General features: G+C 63.7%; 15 protein-coding genes. 8 read left to right on the plus strand and 7 right to left on the minus strand.

Annotated elements, in window-relative coordinates:
* Nucleotides 1-26: 26 nt before the first annotated feature.
* From fabF to ACVI1L_RS21150, 3 genes are all read right to left on the minus strand, one after another.
* Nucleotides 27-1,289, minus strand: coding sequence for a beta-ketoacyl-ACP synthase II (gene fabF / locus ACVI1L_RS21140; protein WP_456783686.1), 1,263 nt, complete (start codon nt 1,287-1,289; stop codon nt 27-29).
* 171 nt (nt 1,290-1,460) lie between these two features.
* Nucleotides 1,461-3,770 (minus strand): tetratricopeptide repeat protein, encoded by a 2,310-nt coding sequence (locus tag ACVI1L_RS21145; protein WP_456783687.1) that lies wholly within the window; start codon nt 3,768-3,770, stop codon nt 1,461-1,463.
* A 298-nt stretch (nt 3,771-4,068) separates the two neighbouring features.
* Entirely contained in the window at nt 4,069-5,187 is a 1,119-nt protein-coding gene (locus tag ACVI1L_RS21150; protein ID WP_456783688.1) for a hypothetical protein, read from the minus strand.
* Nucleotides 5,188-5,551: 364 nt separating this feature from the next.
* Here ACVI1L_RS21150 and ACVI1L_RS21155 point away from each other — a divergent pair, with 364 nt between their 5' ends.
* From ACVI1L_RS21155 to ACVI1L_RS21165, 3 genes are all read left to right on the plus strand, one after another.
* Nucleotides 5,552-5,965 carry a hypothetical protein gene (locus ACVI1L_RS21155; RefSeq protein WP_076830452.1) on the plus strand — a complete coding sequence of 138 codons (414 nt, stop codon included), beginning with the start codon at nt 5,552-5,554 and terminating at the stop codon, nt 5,963-5,965.
* A gap of 98 nt (nt 5,966-6,063) precedes the next feature.
* The gene (locus tag ACVI1L_RS21160) at nt 6,064-6,273 is read left to right on the plus strand and encodes a hypothetical protein (RefSeq protein WP_141340037.1); all 210 of its coding nucleotides are present in this window, start codon (nt 6,064-6,066) and stop codon (nt 6,271-6,273) included.
* A 174-nt stretch (nt 6,274-6,447) separates the two neighbouring features.
* Nucleotides 6,448-6,654, plus strand: coding sequence for a hypothetical protein (locus ACVI1L_RS21165; RefSeq protein ID WP_057019187.1), 207 nt, complete (start codon nt 6,448-6,450; stop codon nt 6,652-6,654).
* 340 nt (nt 6,655-6,994) lie between these two features.
* On the opposite strand, the gene ACVI1L_RS21170 is transcribed toward ACVI1L_RS21165, so the two are convergent.
* Nucleotides 6,995-7,153, minus strand: a complete 159-nt coding sequence (locus ACVI1L_RS21170; RefSeq protein ID WP_200844582.1) for a sigma factor-like helix-turn-helix DNA-binding protein — start codon at nt 7,151-7,153, stop codon at nt 6,995-6,997.
* 1,766 nt (nt 7,154-8,919) lie between these two features.
* Here ACVI1L_RS21170 and ACVI1L_RS21175 point away from each other — a divergent pair.
* From ACVI1L_RS21175 to ACVI1L_RS21185, 3 genes are all read left to right on the plus strand, one after another.
* Nucleotides 8,920-9,162 (plus strand): hypothetical protein, encoded by a 243-nt coding sequence (locus ACVI1L_RS21175; protein WP_168855819.1) that lies wholly within the window; start codon nt 8,920-8,922, stop codon nt 9,160-9,162.
* 25 nt (nt 9,163-9,187) lie between these two features.
* The gene (locus ACVI1L_RS21180) at nt 9,188-9,379 is read left to right on the plus strand and encodes a hypothetical protein (protein ID WP_057019190.1); all 192 of its coding nucleotides are present in this window, start codon (nt 9,188-9,190) and stop codon (nt 9,377-9,379) included.
* 103 nt (nt 9,380-9,482) lie between these two features.
* Nucleotides 9,483-9,662, plus strand: coding sequence for a hypothetical protein (locus ACVI1L_RS21185; protein ID WP_141340039.1), 180 nt, complete (start codon nt 9,483-9,485; stop codon nt 9,660-9,662).
* A 314-nt stretch (nt 9,663-9,976) separates the two neighbouring features.
* On the opposite strand, the gene ACVI1L_RS21190 is transcribed toward ACVI1L_RS21185, so the two are convergent.
* Entirely contained in the window at nt 9,977-10,207 is a 231-nt protein-coding gene (locus ACVI1L_RS21190; protein ID WP_057019191.1) for a DUF3606 domain-containing protein, read from the minus strand.
* A 122-nt stretch (nt 10,208-10,329) separates the two neighbouring features.
* Here ACVI1L_RS21190 and ligD point away from each other — a divergent pair, with 122 nt between their 5' ends.
* Complete coding sequence (gene ligD, locus ACVI1L_RS21195; RefSeq protein WP_057019192.1) at nt 10,330-11,253, plus strand: non-homologous end-joining DNA ligase; 924 nt, start codon at nt 10,330-10,332, stop codon at nt 11,251-11,253.
* A 953-nt stretch (nt 11,254-12,206) separates the two neighbouring features.
* On the opposite strand, the gene ACVI1L_RS21200 is transcribed toward ligD, so the two are convergent.
* The gene (locus tag ACVI1L_RS21200) at nt 12,207-12,473 is read right to left on the minus strand and encodes an HGGxSTG domain-containing protein (protein ID WP_456783689.1); all 267 of its coding nucleotides are present in this window, start codon (nt 12,471-12,473) and stop codon (nt 12,207-12,209) included.
* Nucleotides 12,470-13,129, minus strand: a complete 660-nt coding sequence (locus ACVI1L_RS21205) for a hypothetical protein (RefSeq protein WP_456783690.1) — start codon at nt 13,127-13,129, stop codon at nt 12,470-12,472. Before ACVI1L_RS21205 ends, ACVI1L_RS21200 begins: the two co-directional genes overlap by 4 nt.
* 408 nt (nt 13,130-13,537) lie before the next feature.
* Between ACVI1L_RS21205 and ACVI1L_RS21210 the strand changes: the two genes are divergently transcribed.
* On the plus strand, nt 13,538-15,859 hold the full coding sequence (locus ACVI1L_RS21210; RefSeq protein ID WP_456783691.1) for a molybdopterin guanine dinucleotide-containing S/N-oxide reductase: 2,322 nt from the start codon (nt 13,538-13,540) through the stop codon (nt 15,857-15,859).
* The last annotated feature ends 55 nt before the right edge of the window (nt 15,860-15,914 follow it).

The following is a 15,914-nucleotide window of genomic DNA, read 5'->3' on the forward strand; positions in this document are numbered from 1 at the left end:
TCCATTGCGCGCAACGCCCGACCGCCTCAGGACCACCGTCGAAACACCAGGCTGGCGTTGACGCCGCCAAATCCAAAACCGTTCGAGATCGCGTGTTCGATGGCCATCCGCCGCGCAACGTTCGCGACGAGGTCAATGCCCTGAGCTGCGGAATCGGCGTTCTCCAGATTGAGCGTGGGCGGCGCGACCTGGTCGCGCAGCGCCAGGATGGTGAAGATCGCCTCGATGCCGCCGGCGGCGCCGAGCAGATGTCCGGTCGTCGACTTGGTGGCGCTGACGGCAATTCCTCCCGCGCGCCCGAACACGCGCTTGATCGCTTCCAACTCGGAGAGATCGCCGACCGGCGTCGATGTCGAGTGCGCGTTGAGATGCTGGACCTCGCCGGGCCGCAGCCCGGCCTGCTGCAGCGCCGCCTCCATCGCGCGCCGGGCGCCGTCGCCGTCTTCGGGACCAGCGGTGATGTGATAGGCGTCCGCCGTCGTGCCGTAGCCGATGAGCTCGGCGATCGGTTTCGCGCCGCGCCGAAGCGCGTGTTCGAGCCCCTCGATGACGAGGACGCCCGCGCCTTCGCCCATCACAAAGCCGTCGCGGTCGCGGTCGAACGGCCGCGACGCCCGCGCCGGCGTGTCGTTGAACGACGTCGAGAGCGCCCGCGCCGCTGCAAAGCCGCCGAGGCTCACCGGATCGATGCAGGCCTCCGCGCCGCCGCAGATCGCAATGTCGGCTTCGCCTGATCTGATCAGGCGCGCGCCGTCACCGATCGCCTGAACGCTGGCGGCGCAGGCGGTCACCGGCGCGCCGATCGGACCCTTGTAGCCGTAGCGGATGGTGATGTGCCCGGCCGCGAGATTTGCCAGGAAGGATGGAATGGTGAACGGCGACAGCCGGCGCAGGCCGCTCTTCTCCGCCGTGCGCACGGCGTCCGCGATCGCGGGAAACCCGCCGATCCCGGATGCGATCACGGTCGCGGTGCGCTGCTGCGCCTGCGCGTCGGCCGGCATCCAGCCGGCTTGCGCCACGGCTTCAGCCGCTGCGAGCAGCGCGAACAGGATGAACCGGTCCATCTTCTTCTGGTCCTTGCGCGGGGCCGCCAGGTCAGGATCGAAGCCGCCCTCGGCATCCCCGGCCTTGTCGGGAACCTGTCCTGCGACGCGCGCCGGCAGCGCCGCCGCCCATTCCGGCAATGCCGTTAGCCCGGAATGCCCCGCCAGCAGCCTCGACCACACCAGTTCGGTGCCACAGCCCAGCGGCGACACCGTCCCCAGGCCCGTCACAACAATTCGACGCATGGCTCTCCTGTCGCGCCCTGGTGCGAACCGGCATGGCCGGGATTCGAACCTGCCCGGGCGTCGGGTCGTTATATGATGTTCGTCATCTATTGTCTCGACCGGCCGGACGTCAAGGGATTGACTTCGCTCTCAGCGCTCCGCTGACGAGCAACTGCCGTCAGGCAGCAACGATCACGCCGGGACGACGATATGGTCCGGCGCAATGCCCGCCCGGTGACGCGCATACATCGTGGTGTAGGCGGCCTCGATATGCCGGGTGAAACGTTTGGTATCGAACAACGGCGCCGTCAGCCGGTTGGCCGCCAGCCTGGTTCTGAGCGCCGCGAGCCTCGAAGGATCGGTCGCAAGGTCGACCGCCATGCGCTCATAAGCCTCCGGAGATTCCGCAATGAGCTCGGGCAGGCCGACCGCATGGAGCAAGCTCGCCGCGACCCGGCTGGCAAACGTGTCGCCGAGAATGGTCAGCACCGGCAGGCCGGCCCATAGCGCATCGCTGGCGGTGGTGTGGGCGTTGTAGGGCGTGCTGTCGAGGAACAGGCCGGCGAGGCGATGGCGTGCGAGATGGTCGGGTGACGACATACGCGGTGCGAACACGAGGCGCTCCGCAGCGACGCCACGCGCGACCGCCTCCTTTCGCAAATTTGCGGCAGAGTCGGCGTTGGCTTCGAGGAGCCACAACATGCTGCCCTCGACGCGGCCGAGAATCCTCATCCACCGATCGAACATGTCAGGCGTGATCTTGTAGTTGTTGTTGAAGCAGCAGAACACGAAGCCGGTCGGCGCCAGCCCGACGTCGCCGCGCGTGAACGCGCGATCGGCAATGACGCGTTTGTCGTCGTTGGCCTGATAGCTGTCGGGCAGGGCGACCACCTTTTCGCTGTAGAATTCGCGATGGCGGTCCGGGATCACGGTACGGTCGGCGATGATGTAGTCGATGAACGGGGCACCGAGCGTTCCCGGATAGCCCAGATAATTGACCTGGATGGGGGCGGGCCGGCGGCCGAGGACTCTGGTGCGGGATCCCCCGGTAAAGCCTTTCAGATCGACCAGGATGTCGATTTCCAATTGTCTGATCAGGTCGGCGACCTCATCGTCGTTGATGTCCCGGACCTCGACAAATCGATCGAACGACGCCTCCAGCCGTTGACGCATCTCCGAGGGGTCGTTGGGCGACCATGAGATTGCCACCGTCTCGAATTTCGACCGGTCGTGGCACTCGAACATCCCTGCCATCAAGAGCGATGTCGCGTGGTTGCAGAAATCCGACGAGAAATAGCCGACGCGAATTCGATCGTGATGGTAGCGCTCGCCCCGCCAGCGCTGGCTTGCGGACGGCGGATGATTCTTCGCGGTCCATCGCGTGGCGCACAGCAGCTGGTCGGCGGTCGATGAAGGAACGCTACAAAACAGAAATGGCGGCGTCGTCGCGTTCCGGGTCCTGATCAACTCGACAAGTCGGTCGCACTCGGCGTCAAAGCCGGCCCAGTCGCAAATGTGGGATTTGGCGTGCAGACGATAGCCTTCGATGTCGGCCTGGTCCGGTTTGAGCGCGACGGCCTTGTCATAGGCGGCGAGTGCCTCGGGGTAGCGCGCCAGAACGGATAGAACCTTGCCGCGGTTGGCGTAAGCAGCCGCATCGTCGCCCTTGTGCCGGATCGACTTGTCGATGCTGGCGAGCGCCGCCTCGTGATGCCTGAGCCTGAACAGCGCCGAGCCGCGGTTGTTGTAGGCCTCGGCATAGTCGGGCTGGAGCGCGATCGCTCTGTCGTAACTTGCAACTGCCTCTTCGAGACGATCCAGTTCGACCAGCACGTTGCCGCGATTGTAGCACGCGCCGGCGATTCCCGGGGCCCGGTCGTAGCTCGCGAGCGCATCATCGAACCTCTTGAGGTCGTTGAGCACGTTGCCTCGATCGTTGTGTGCACCGGCGTCGTTGGGCTTGAGCGCAATCGCCCTGTCCAGGCTCGCCAGCGCCTCATCCAGCCGCTGCAGCTTTCTCAGCGCGGCGCCCCTGTTTCGATGGGCATCCGCATGGTCAGGCACGAGCGCGATCACGCGAGCGTAGCTTGCAAGCGCCTCCTCGTGGCGCCCGAGGTCGGCGAGCGTAAGTCCGCGATTGTAGAGCGCCGGCGCAAGGTTTTGCTTGAGCGCGACCGCCACATCGAAGCTCGCGAGCGCTTCGTCGAAGCGACGCAACGCGCGCAGCGCGTTGCCGAGGTTGCTGTGCGCGTCCGCGACGTTGCCGTTGAGCCTGATCGCTCGCCGGATCAGGTCGACGCCGCGCTCGCTGCGGCCGGTCTGCGCCGAAATCAGGCCCAGCAGATGCAGCGCATCGAAGTTGTCCGGCTGCTGTCGGAGCATGTCTTCATAGATCTTCTCTGCTGCCGCGAGCTGCCCTCGCTGATGCAGCGCGACGGCCTGCGCGAAGGCGCGCTGCAAGGCGGCCGAACTGGATTCTTGAAATTCACCTGTTTCGGGCATCAGACGTCTTCACGCGCTCCGTGTCCGGATCCTGGCCTCACGCTGGCAGACCTGTCGCATCCTGTGCCCGCGATAGGGATCGCCCGTTGATCAAAGGTTGAAAACTGGCAGATCGTCCTCGATTGCGCAACGGCCTCCAGGAACAGCTCCAGGAACAGCTCCACCAATAGTCGGGCTGAAGCGGATGGTCCTCGGTCAGCCCAGCGGCCGTCTCGTCGGCCGCAGCCGAACCGTGGACGATGGAAGCGGGGGCATCGTCCGGAGCATTAAGGCCGGCGTTCACGATGCGCCTGCCATTCTAGCTCGAACACGCGTCGTTGCTGAGCAGCGGCGTCGGGTTCTCGGTCGAATTTTCCCCGCCGCGATACCATGGCTTGAAGCGAAACCCGGTTCTCGCATACGACCATGGCGCGGTCAGGGATCGGGCGCTGCCCTCCGTCGTATATTCTGAAGCGACGCCAGGGTCTGGATTGTAGAGCGAGAAGACGCCGCGCCAGCTGCCGTCCGGCTGCTCCTGGGCGTAGGACAGCTCCACCTTGTTTCGCGAGACCGAAACCAGGCGATCCGAAACGTGATCGAACACGAATGGCCGCTCGAACCAGATCGTCGTCTCGTCCTGCTTGATTGCGACGTTGGCCTCCTGTCGTGCCGTGCCGCCGCCGACCAGCAGCGGAATCCCCAACGGCACCGCGACATCAGCGGTGGCGGTGGCATTGAGACGGTGGGCGGAAAGCGTCGACGCAAAACCATCCGGCCGCGCAATGACGGTCTTCTTCGTGAACGGGCCGTGCGGGCTATCTGCCGTGGCAACCAGCGCGACGGCGTTCTGCGTGTTGTTGTAGTAGCCGTGATAGAAGATGACATATTCGCCGTTCGCGCGCCGGCAGGCATAGCTGATCGACAGCCCGGACGCTTCCTCGGGCAGTGAGGGGGTGATCACGGCGCCATGGCGCGTGAATGTGATGCCGTCGACGCTGGTCGCCAGCTTGATCTGCTTCGCCGCGCGGTCGAGGTAATAGATCATGTACGGCTCGGCTGCTCCGGGCTCATACACCACCTGCGCCGGGCCGATCCCGCCGGGCTCGGACGCGTCCGACTGAAAGGCGATTCCCTGCGGAATCCAGGCTCCTTCGTTCGTCGACGTCCAGAGCCGCAGCTGAAACCAGCCCGTCGTATAGGCCGACGCATAAAGACGCCTTGTATGCGCATCCGGCGCGATCGCGGATGGCCACGCCAAATGAAGAACGCCATCGGGCGGCGACAGCGCCGGCGTCAGGCTCGACACCAGGCCGTCGTCGCCGAACTCCCAGATGTGATAAATGCCGCTGCTCCCGACGCCATTGAGAAACCAGCTTCTGGCAATTGCGCCTGCCGGGAAAAGCGTGAGGATGACGAAAACAAGTCCCCGCACAATCATGAAATTTATCCTGGGTCGTGCCGTCTATCGAGCAAACAATTCCGTTGTGATGACACACTCGGGCGCTCGTTTCGCCCGGAGATTTGTTTCTGAAAATGACGCGGGCCTCGGATTGAAACGCGCAGGATGCGTCGGCGGATCAGTTACCGGCGGTGCTCGCAGTCGAGGTTGCGGCCGCTGCAGAGTCTTCTTGAAATCGCTGCCACGGCGGAGATCAGATCGTATTGCACAACGATCGAATCGCTGCCGCGGACTGCAACCAGTACAACGACTGACCGGCCTGATTTCTGTACTCAGGACCGGTTCCGCGCGACCATATCTTGGGAATTTGCAACGACAGGAGAATCCGGCTTTTGTGACCAGCATGGGCTCTAAATCTCGGGAGTACTTGTTCGGAGCGACGGTCAGGCATCTGGCCGAGCGCGCCAAGGAGGCTCGGCTCGAGGCGGATGGTGCGGCCTGCCGGGCATGGAACGCCCGCATGCTCGCTTTTCAGGGGCCCGCCCAGCCGTCGCCCGCGCTCGGCGATGCACTCAACGCCGGTTTCCGCTACCTCGAAGTGAAATGCCTCGGCTGCGAGACGCATCAGACGGTCGCGCTCGATATCGTGAGGCGGCCGAAGTGGACGCCGATCCACGAGCTGGAGCGCTATATGCGCTGCAAGCTGTGCTCGCGACGCTCCGGCTACCCGTTCAAGCGCAGCCATCTTGTGGTACTGCGGACGACTAAGATCTCCGCCATGAACCCGCCCTCAACCTGGTGGCCGGGAGAGCGCTGACACCGTCGCAGAGCATGCTGCGCCCAAAGTCCCACCTCACTATTGGAACATTCCAGGCCTTACCCGCTTGTTCCGAAATCCAGAACGAGTTCACTAACGTGACGGACGAATTTGAATATCTAGCGCACCGATTGGTGATTATCGAGCAACCCGGCGGTGGGTTCTTGGTCGAAGTCACGCCGATCGCCGGCGGCCAAACCATCAGAACAATGACCTACCAACGTACTCAAGAAGCGATCGCTGCAGCGAAGCGGACAATCGACAAGCATCCCGAAGGCAGGCGACCTGCCAATCTGGCCCGGTCTTAAAGTGGCTGACCACCCGCTACGAAATTCAAGCTGAGACCTGTTCGCTCAAAAAGCACCGGCGCGTCAGTTCCTAACGGATGAAAAAATTTCGAGCGCCTAGATTATCCCAGGACAATGCGAGCCCGTGCGGCTGGTGTTCTGACGGTCGCTAGTTGGAATGTCAGGCGAACTGTCATGGTAAAGAAACGGCGCAAACGGACGATACAAACGTTGTCGCTCACCGCTCGGCTTGACCGGCTTGCTCAGGAATCGAGGGCGAAAGCGGCAGGTCTTCCCCCCGGAGCAGAGCGCGAGCATTTGCTGAAAAAAGCGCGCGAAGCCCGGCGGGCCATTGAGATCGAGGACCTGCTCAAGCTGCGAGGTATCGAGCTGCCGGTTTGATTTTCGGCGGCGGGATAGCACCGTTAGGCTGGCGCCCCAAAGAATGGCCCCAGCGAGGGGGTACACGCTGAGGCCAAGACGGTTGGATCATCCATGAGATGGCAGGCTCATCACATAAACAGGGCGCCGACGCCTACGATGAGCGCTACGAACGATATCGCCGCCAACGCCATGAGGCTGTACTCGACGCCATCGTCGTGACTGAACCTGAACATATGGAGAGCTTGCGCCGCGGCCTTGGTGTTCGCATTTACTTAGGCGTGTCAGGAGCCGTGTCCCATCTAGGTTCCGGCCTTATCTTAAGTGAAGATTCTTCGCGGGAAGAAGCTGTTGAGCGAGCCTAGCTCCCCGCCGCGAGACGCTTCCTCATTATCGTCAGTCGGGCGCTGACTGCGGCCTCTGTGCGGCCGAGTTTCTGGGCGATCTCGCGCTGGGTTAGCTCGGTCTCGCGGATCATCTGTAGCAGGCGCTGCTCTTCCTCTTCGGCCCAAGCTGGCAAGATGTTCTCCGAATTGTTTCGTCCTGAAATGCCAGTACCAATTGCACATCCTGGTCATCTCGTCTTCCCGGGATTTGCCGGTCCTTCTCGTTTGTTCGGTCGAGTGTCCTAATTAGGACAGTATCTCCCTTAGCACGGGATGCCCGGCCCAAAGCTCGCCGTCGGTCGTCCCGAAAGGGATGACCGGCGCGGGTGGACAGTAAATCAACTTGCCAGGCTTGCTGCACTGGCTCATTGTCCCGCGATCACCGGCGAAGGCTTTGTCCGTAGGCGTCGGTGGCTGAAGACCGAGCGCGCTCCCGCCTGCAAGGAGGAGCTGCGCCATGAGCCAGCCATTCAGCGAAGAGACGATAGCGTTATTGGATCGCGCTCAGCGAGCCATTGATATGCGATCCTGGTGCGTGAACAGAGGCGACGCCATCTCGCCGAGGCCGGCCTTCGGTCGTTCCGGTTAGAGCTAGCGCTTTTCGAGGCAAACAAAGGCCTTCGCGGCGCAACCCAGGAACAACTGTTCACTTTGTAACTTAAGGAGTCCACTAAGAGCGCATCGAGAACTGAAGTGAACCAGCCCACTCTAGATCAGCGAACGACGCCGCACAAAGCCATGAACTGGCAGCAGTGCCCCAGATGCTCTGACATCCCCGAACTCGTCCGTGCCATCCTCGATCCTGTCGGCGGGAAAACCGTGCGGCTCATGGAATGCAAATGCGGCGAACGCATCTGGAGCGACCAAATGACGGAATGACCCAATTTGGGCTACGGCCGCCTCCGTTGGCGGCCTCTTTCATTTTCGCATCCGCCCAAGAGAAAGCCGACCACGCTCGCGCCGGGCTTTTTTCTTGGCCCAAGAAAATGCCCTCAGCGAGGGCGATGGCCCGCGCTTGGCTGACGGCGCTCGGCCCGTCTGGCTCTGTTGGCGATCACCACGAGCCGGTTATTAGCCCCAGCCTCGGTCCGCGCATCTGGACCGCTATGAGCCGGTGATCCATCTCATGTAGGATAGCACCCGTCGCCGCCGTGAGACGGCTCCGGCGCTTTGCGGGGCTAGCGTGCGCGCCAGAGCCGTCCCCACGCGCGCTCATGTCCGAGAGCGCACTGCATATTACCGGGGAATGCGACAAACGCCGACGGCACCTTGGATTACCCCTTAATTGTAAAAACGGCCCCAGCACCTCTGGGGGCCGGGAGGCCGGTGCTGGAGCCGCTACCTGATTCCGGTCTGTGTTGTTGGAGGCAGGTTCACCGGATCATGCTGGCGACGAAAGTTCCGGCACTTGCATGTGTTAATCTCTTGAAGCCCTTAGCTAGCCGAAGTTCGTGTCAGCTCGTCTGGCGAGATGGCGACTTCCTAGCAATTCGATGGCGCCCCCTTAGGTAATCGCAAAAAGGCCCCAGCACGCCGAAACGCCGTTGCTGAGGCCCAGTCGTCCGATATTGCCGGGGCGCGACCCGACGGAGCTATTGCTAGCACGCTCCTGTGCGACCGCCAGTTTCTCCCAAAATATGCGCAGTAGGCAAGGAACCATCGAGAGGACAAGAGCGTCTAATTGGCGCTTCTGGTCAGCCAAGGTGCCCCCCGACTGCCTGGAAGAAAACCCGTATCGCTCGGGTTGGCGGCCCCCTCGTTGGGGCCGTTTTCAGTTCGCTGCGGAAAGCGCGAGCGGTGCTTGTCCAAAGTTGATCGCAACGATTCACATAGTTCAATGCGGAGCACACCATCCTGCAAGCTAATCGGTGAACTTGCGTTTCACAGGTGGATGGTTGCAATGGAATTTATTGGACGCCCGATGCGAGGCCGTTTCCTCGTTCGGCAAGGAAGCATTGGCTGGATGGTCTACGACAGCGAACTCAAAGGACCGGCACAGATAAAGAAAAATGGCCCCTTTGCCGAGAAGCTGACCAAGGAAAAAGCCGAGATCATAGCGCAGGCGCTGACGAACCAGATTCGTGCGAGATCGGATGATCCTGCGCAATCGCGGTGCGTCAAGGCCGCTATAAACGCGCGGTGAAAATGATCGTCCGGAGGGGGGACCATTGTTCATCATCGAACTCTTGAACCCTGACGCGTTCTCGGGAACAGGCAGCATCATCCTGCTCGAACTGACGGACGAGGATTCCGCGATGCGAGCCGCCCGAAAGATCGCTGCCGAGACGGGACGCCGCGTAACCGTGCGGAAAGAAGACATGCAAATCATTGGGACTATATCCGCGCCCACGACCCATTAGATCCGAGCCGAGCGGCGAGGCCGGTCATCTAAGCCCTTGCTCCGAGAAATATTCAGGCCTACGCTCAATCCTGTACGAGCAGTCCAGTTATTCGGAGCCGGCAATGCTTGTTTACCGCCCAACGAATTTGCAGATTGAACTCGAACGGCTGCGCAGGTCAGCGGACGATCTCCTCGCCCGAGCCAACGCTGCGCTGGGGTTGCCCAAGCCCGACACGTTTCTGGGACGAAGTCACCATGAGCCGATTCCGCTTCCGAACGAGCGCGCTTTCGGGATCGAATGAGCACCGGTTGATTGCTGCCGACCAGGCCCTAACTCCGACCGGCACCGCAACTCGGCCGACGATCGACGCGCTTGCGGCTGACGGCCACCGAGACAAAGGAGCGGGCTGTTTACTCTCGCGAAACGGCCTCTGGACTCCTGCTTGTTCCCCGAAGCGAAACGGCCCCAGCGAGAGGACATGCCGAGGCCGATTCGGTGCCCCAGCGAGGTGCCAGCCGGGGCCGCTCAAACTGATCGAGAATGTGCCCCGGTCTTCGGGGGCAAGAGCCGGGGCACTTTCATCCATGATGCCGCTCTGCCGCGAGCAGCACATTGCTAACGTCGCTTCGAAGGTGCCGTTCCTAACGACCTTTTCATCGCCGACCCGAGCCGACGCTCAACTCGCTTGCGGCTGGTGCCGACCTTCTTGACGGCCTTCTTCACCGATGCGGCCGACTTGCCGGTCTTCTTCGCCTCATAGCGCACTTCGTAATCCTGCCCGCCGGCGACGCGCGCTCGGTCCTGCTTGCGACCGCGCGCGGTCTGCTTCTTCGCGTTCTTTGCCATTCCGGCCTCCCTGTCGATGAGGGCCAACTCGGTTTATGATCGACCGTTCCATTTGCGGACCCGCGTCGGAACGATTGCGATTGCGCCAGTTTGAATCAGCTTATTGTTTGTGGAGTTGCGTTGTGGCGTTTCAGCGTAGGAAGCCCGAGGCGATCGGGACCAAGGCGCTCTTTCCCGGCTTCATCGCGCCGGCCCTGGCATCGCCGATCGAGAAGGTGCCGAGCGGCACACGCTGGATTCACGAGATCAAGTTCGACGGCTACCGGGTTCAGACTCACATCGCTAATGAAGACGTGAAGATCTACACCCGGCGCGGCAACGACTGGACCAGGCGCTTCAAGAAGGTGGTCCAAGACGCCTGGCACATTTCCGCATCATCAGCCATCATCGACGGCGAGATCGTCGTTCCCTCACCAGACGGCACGACCGACTTCTCCGTGCTGCAGAACGAGCTGCGCGGTAAGTCGACCAGGATCGTGATGGTGGCCTTCGACCTGCTCTATCTCAATGGCCGCGATCTCCGGAAGCTGCCGCTGAAGGAGCGCAAAGCGCTGCTGAAGAAGCTCGTCGCTGGCACCGAGGTCCAGTTCAGCGAAAGCTTCGAGGTGGACGGCCCCAAGATGTTCGCGCATGCCTGTAGGCTCGGCTATGAGGGCGTGGTGTCGAAGGTGGCGGATAGCGCCTATCCGACCGGCACCCGCAGCCGCGACTGGGTCAAGAAAACCTGCGCCCAGCGCGAGACGTTGACCATCGCCGGCTTTGCACTGGACGACAACGAATGGGACGGAATTTACGTCGGCCGGCGCAAGGGCAACGAGCTGATCTACGCCGGCAAGGTCGACCACGGCTTCGACAAGGCCTCGGCCGCCGATCTCCGCAAACGCCTGACGCCGCTGATCCGCAAGACGCAGCCCTACACCAAGCGCATTGCACACAAGGCGATCTGGGTCGAGCCGAAGGTGCTGGCCGAAATCGAGTACCGCGCCAAATCCGCCGAGGGCAAGGTGCGGCATCCGTTCTTTCGTGGGGTGCGAGAAGATCTATGAGCAAGCCTCGCTGCATCTTTTGCGACGACACAAGATGGGTGTGCGAGAATCATCAGGACCAGCCCTGGACCGGTCCGCACGCCTGCGCTTGCGGAGGCGCCGGTGCGCCCTGTCCGGCCTGCAATCAGCCGAATGATGACGGTCCTCCTCGAATGCCGGAGGGCTTCCAACCAGACGAATAAACGAGGCTTGGCCGTGACGTTGCCGACGATCTCGCAACTGGCGTCCTCCAGCTTCACGTTCTGCACGGTGATAAGCCCAACGGGCCGGCAATTGGAAAGAGAGGGGTACTTCCTCAGTCGGACGCAAAGAGCCCACGGGGTCGGCGCCGGCAGCTTACAGGGGCTAGCCCGGATGGACGGTCCCGTAGATTTACCATGACCCGGAATTCCAGCTGCTCGGCGCCGGAGCGGGCGCTAAGTTGATGGCGCGGGGGCGGCGCCTTGAGGGCAGGAGGCCGCAATGGAGCGTCTGTATTTGGGCATCACCGTCACCAGCACTTACGCGCTGGTCACCTTTGCGCTGATGCTGGCTTTCGTGCACTGACCGCCGGGAATCCGGATATTTGCTCGCGGGGCCGCTACGGGGTGCGTTGTCTTCGCGGAACGCGGCGATGTCCGGCAACCGGCAAGCTTTTACTGCGTCAGCGGGTTTAAACGTATGCCGAGGCCTGTAGCGATAACCCTGATGAGTTTGGCCGTTGCAACGCTCACGGCGTTCGGCATCGCCGCAGCCCTCATGATCCATTAAAGCGCGATGAGATTAGGTTGAATCGTCATCGCGCTTTAGCTCTTTGTTTGAGCATGATCTCCGCGCAAACGCGTCCCGCGTTTGTCGCGAGGGAAAACCGCTTCGCACTTTTCCGGATCATGCTTTAGCGGGAATGGGCCGGCGGGATTTCGCGCCCGGCGGCCCATTGGTCGTTTCTGCGCGCGGCCATTTGCGAAACGCAATCACTTCATCCCCTCCAGCATCCTCCGCACCTCCCCCAACAACACCCGGATCTGCCTTCGCTCGGCGATCGCGTCCCCCGTGAACCGGCCGTGCTTGCGCGCATTCCGGTTCGCCCGTGGCGCGCCGGATCCCCTTGCGCCGCCGTGCATGCGGCAGCGCGCCTTGCCGTGCACCGCCGGCGCGCGGCAAGAACTGCCGCAGCGAGTCCTGGCGCCGCAACGCCGGCTGGCCAGCATCGGGCCGGTCGTTTGGATGTGGCCGCTCATGCCTGTGGGTCCCGCGCCGCATCGGCGGAATTCCGCCGTCGCCTCGCGCCCGCGGGCCTCAGTGCCCGCGCCGCGGATGCCGGGCTGTTCTCGGACACGATCACGCTCGCATGCTGCGTGACGGTGCCGACGATGGCGTTGCCGCCGTCCTCGACCTTGACGTTCTGCACGGTGATGGCGGGCTCGCCATGGCTGCGGTGGCGGTTCAGCGCCTCGATCTGGGCGGGAAAGGTGCGGGCGAGCCGGCCCAATGCGCGCGCGGCGCTGTCGTGCTGGGCGAGGTCCTTGGCATGCGCGAGGTGATGGGCGCATCGCATTGCCATCACATGAACCGACACCATCTGCGCCACCAGCATGGCCTCGACGGAATCCCGTGGACGAATGCTTCTCACCATCGAGATCATGAAGGCGAGGTTGACCTCGCAGGGCTTGCCGCCGCTCACGCTGGCCTTGACCAGTTGCCGCAGGATGCCGTCCATCGCGTCGCGGTCGGCAACCCCCAGTGCGTTCGCCATCAGTTGTGCGCCGAGCTCGGGATCAGGATGGTCGATGCAGAAGCCGTGCGAGGAGAACTTTATCCGCGGAGGTGTGGCAGCCTGGGTCTGCGCGGGGCCGGCGGGTATCGTCGGCACGGAGATTTCAGGTGCAGGTGTCATGTCGATAGTCCCTGGAACGCGCGCGGCAAACGCGCAGACGATCGCTCGCTGCGGCAGCCGGTGCGATGTCAATTGTGGGGAGGGGTTTGGGCGGCAAGCGCCATCCGCGAGCCCGCTGTTGCGGGCGAGTGGGGCTTGCGCGATTTCGGAATATTGGAAGTGTGCCGCTGATTTGCCCGACGTGTCAAGCCGCCATTCGAGCGCCGGCGGCCGCCGGCTCCTTTGCATGGGGTTGTTTTCGATATTTTGGCGGCGCGGCCCCGGCGGGGAGTTCCGCCGCCGTCGCCCGCAGTCATGCCGGCAAGGCACGGTGCGATCCGTGTTAGCGGGTACCGTGCGCCGATTGGATCATTATACTGGCGGAATGTTGCTACAGGCGCGGCGCCGGCCTGGGATGAAGGAGCATCGATGAGCGAGACCATTGGCCACCCCGATCCCGGCCTCGATTTGTCCGACGGGTTCAAGCCGCACACCTCGCATTGGGGCGTGTTCTCGGCGCGGCTCGGCAAGGCGGGTCTCGAAGTCAGGCCCTATGCCGCCGATCCCGATCCGAACCGCATCATCAACAATTTCCCCGGCGCGCTGCGCCACCAGGCGCGCATCGCGCAGCCTGCGATCCGCCGCGGCTGGCTCGAGCGCGGGCCGGGCCCAGACGATCGGCGCGGCCGCGATGAATTCGTCTCGGTCAGCTGGGAGCAGGCGATCGATCTGCTCGGCGGCGAGCTGACGCGGATCCGCGACACGATCGGCCCCGGCGCGGTGTTCGGTGGCTCCTACGGCTGGTCGAGCGCGGGCCGTTTCCATCACGCGCAGAGCCAGGTGCACCGCTTCCTCAACATCGCCATGGGCGGCTATGTCCGCTCGGTGAACACCTATTCCTCGGGCGCGTCATCGGTGCTGCTGCCGCAGATCCTGACCGGCTACGAGGACATCACCAAGCGCAACGTCACCTGGGAGCAGATCGCGGCCGAGACCGACATCGTGCTGGCGTTCGGCGGCATGGCGCTGAAGAACTCGATGGTGGCCGGCGGCTCGATCAGCAAGCATGTCGAGCGCGGCGCGATGGCAGCCGCGCAGCGGCGCGGCTGCCAGTTCGTCCTGGTCAGCCCGCTGCGCGACGATCTCCCCGTCGAGGCCGGCGCCGAATGGCTGACGGCCACGCCCGGCACCGACACCGCGCTGATGCTCGGCATCGTCCATACGCTCGTCAGCGAGGGCCTGCACGATCAGGCCTTCCTCGATCGCTACACCGAGGGCTGGCCAGTGTTTTTGCGCTATCTGACCGGCGAGAGCGACGATGTGCCGAAGAGCGCCGGATGGGCGGCGGCGATCTGCGGCATCGACGCCGGCACCATCAAGACGCTCGCGCGCCGGCTTGCCGGCCGCAGAGCGCTGATCACCGTGTCGCATTCGTTGCAGCGCGCCGAGCATGGCGAGCAGCCGGTGTGGATGGGCATGGTGCTGGCGGCGGCGCTCGGCCAGATCGGCCTGCCCGGTGGCGGCTACGCCTATTCGCTCGGCGCGATCGGCTATTACGGCCGCCGCGTCAATGCGGTGCCGGGACCGACGCTCGGGCAGGGCCGCAACGGCGTCGCCAACTTCATTCCGGTGGCGCGCATCGCCGACATGCTGCTCAATCCCGGCACCAGCTATCGCTACAATGGCGAGACGCGGACCTATCCGGATATCCGCCTCGTCTATTGGGCCGGCGGCAATCCGTTCCACCATCACCAGGACCTCAACCGCCTGCGCAAGGCGTTTGCGCGGCTCGATACGCTGGTGGTGCACGAGCTCGCCTGGACCGCGACGGCGCGCCACGCCGACATCGTGCTGCCCTCGACCATGACGCTGGAGCGCGAGGACATCGGCTATTCCAGCAACGATCCCTTGATGGTCGCGATGCACCGGATCGCCGAACCGTTCGGCCTTGCGCGCGACGACTACGAGATCTTCGCCGACCTCGCCGAGCGGTTAGGGGCCCGCGAGCCCTTCACCGAGGAACGCACCTCGCGGCAATGGCTGGAACATCTCTATGAGCCGACCCGCAAGGCGCTCGCCGCGCGCGGGCTCGAAGCGCCGAGCTTCGAGGAGTTCTGGGCGCGCGGCAGCCTGGTGGTGCCGCAGCATCTCGACGACGGCGGCTCGCTGCGCCGTTTTCGCGAGGACCCCCTCGCGCGCCCGCTGCCGACGCCGAGCGGCCGCATCGAGATCTTCTCGCAGAAGATCGCTAGCCACGGCGATGCGGACTGTCCGGGCCATCCGGTCTGGCTCGAGAAATCAGACACGCCGACGCCGGGCGCGCCGTTCTTCCTCGTCGCCAACCAGCCGGTGACGCGCCTGCACAGCCAGCTCGATTTCGGCGGCCATTCGCTCGACGCCAAGCATCGCGGCCGCGAGGTCGCGCGCATGAATCCGCGCGACGCCAAGCCGCGCGGCATCGCCGACGGCGACATCATCCGCATCTTCAACGCGCGCGGCGCCTGCCTTGCCGCGGTGCATGTCACCGACGGCATCGCGCCCGGCGTGGTGCAGCTGCCGACCGGCGCCTGGTACGATCCGATGGACCCCGAGGAGGATGCGCCGCTCTGCGTGCACGGCAATCCGAACGTGCTGACTCGCGACATCGGCACGTCATCCTTCGCGCAGGGCTGCACCGGCCAGCTCACCAGCGTCGAGGTCGAGCGGTTCAACGGCAATCTGCCGCCGATCCGCGCGTTCGATCCGGCGTAATTTCGCGCGGGATCACGAACAAATCATCGCTGGGCGCTGGATGGCGCCCACGCGT

This window comes from Bradyrhizobium sp. USDA 4516 (assembly GCF_054055915.1).

Bases quoted from the DNA above. Each gene is read 5' to 3' on its own strand.
- ACVI1L_RS21145 (WP_456783687.1), bottom strand. From the start codon at position 3,770: ATGCCCGAAACAGGTGAATTTCAAGAATCCAGTTCGGCCGCCTTGCAG.
- ACVI1L_RS21210 (WP_456783691.1), top strand. From the start codon at position 13,538: ATGAGCGAGACCATTGGCCACCCCGATCCCGGCCTCGATTTGTCCGAC.
- ACVI1L_RS21190 (WP_057019191.1), bottom strand. From the start codon at position 10,207: ATGGCAAAGAACGCGAAGAAGCAGACCGCGCGCGGTCGCAAGCAGGAC.
- ACVI1L_RS21150 (WP_456783688.1), bottom strand. From the start codon at position 5,187: ATGATTGTGCGGGGACTTGTTTTCGTCATCCTCACGCTTTTCCCGGCA.
- fabF (WP_456783686.1), bottom strand. From the start codon at position 1,289: ATGCGTCGAATTGTTGTGACGGGCCTGGGGACGGTGTCGCCGCTGGGC.
- ACVI1L_RS21155 (WP_076830452.1), top strand. From the start codon at position 5,552: ATGGGCTCTAAATCTCGGGAGTACTTGTTCGGAGCGACGGTCAGGCAT.
- ACVI1L_RS21175 (WP_168855819.1), top strand. From the start codon at position 8,920: ATGGAATTTATTGGACGCCCGATGCGAGGCCGTTTCCTCGTTCGGCAA.
- ACVI1L_RS21200 (WP_456783689.1), bottom strand. From the start codon at position 12,473: ATGAGCGGCCACATCCAAACGACCGGCCCGATGCTGGCCAGCCGGCGT.
- ACVI1L_RS21205 (WP_456783690.1), bottom strand. From the start codon at position 13,129: ATGACACCTGCACCTGAAATCTCCGTGCCGACGATACCCGCCGGCCCC.
- ACVI1L_RS21165 (WP_057019187.1), top strand. From the start codon at position 6,448: ATGGTAAAGAAACGGCGCAAACGGACGATACAAACGTTGTCGCTCACC.
- ACVI1L_RS21185 (WP_141340039.1), top strand. From the start codon at position 9,483: ATGCTTGTTTACCGCCCAACGAATTTGCAGATTGAACTCGAACGGCTG.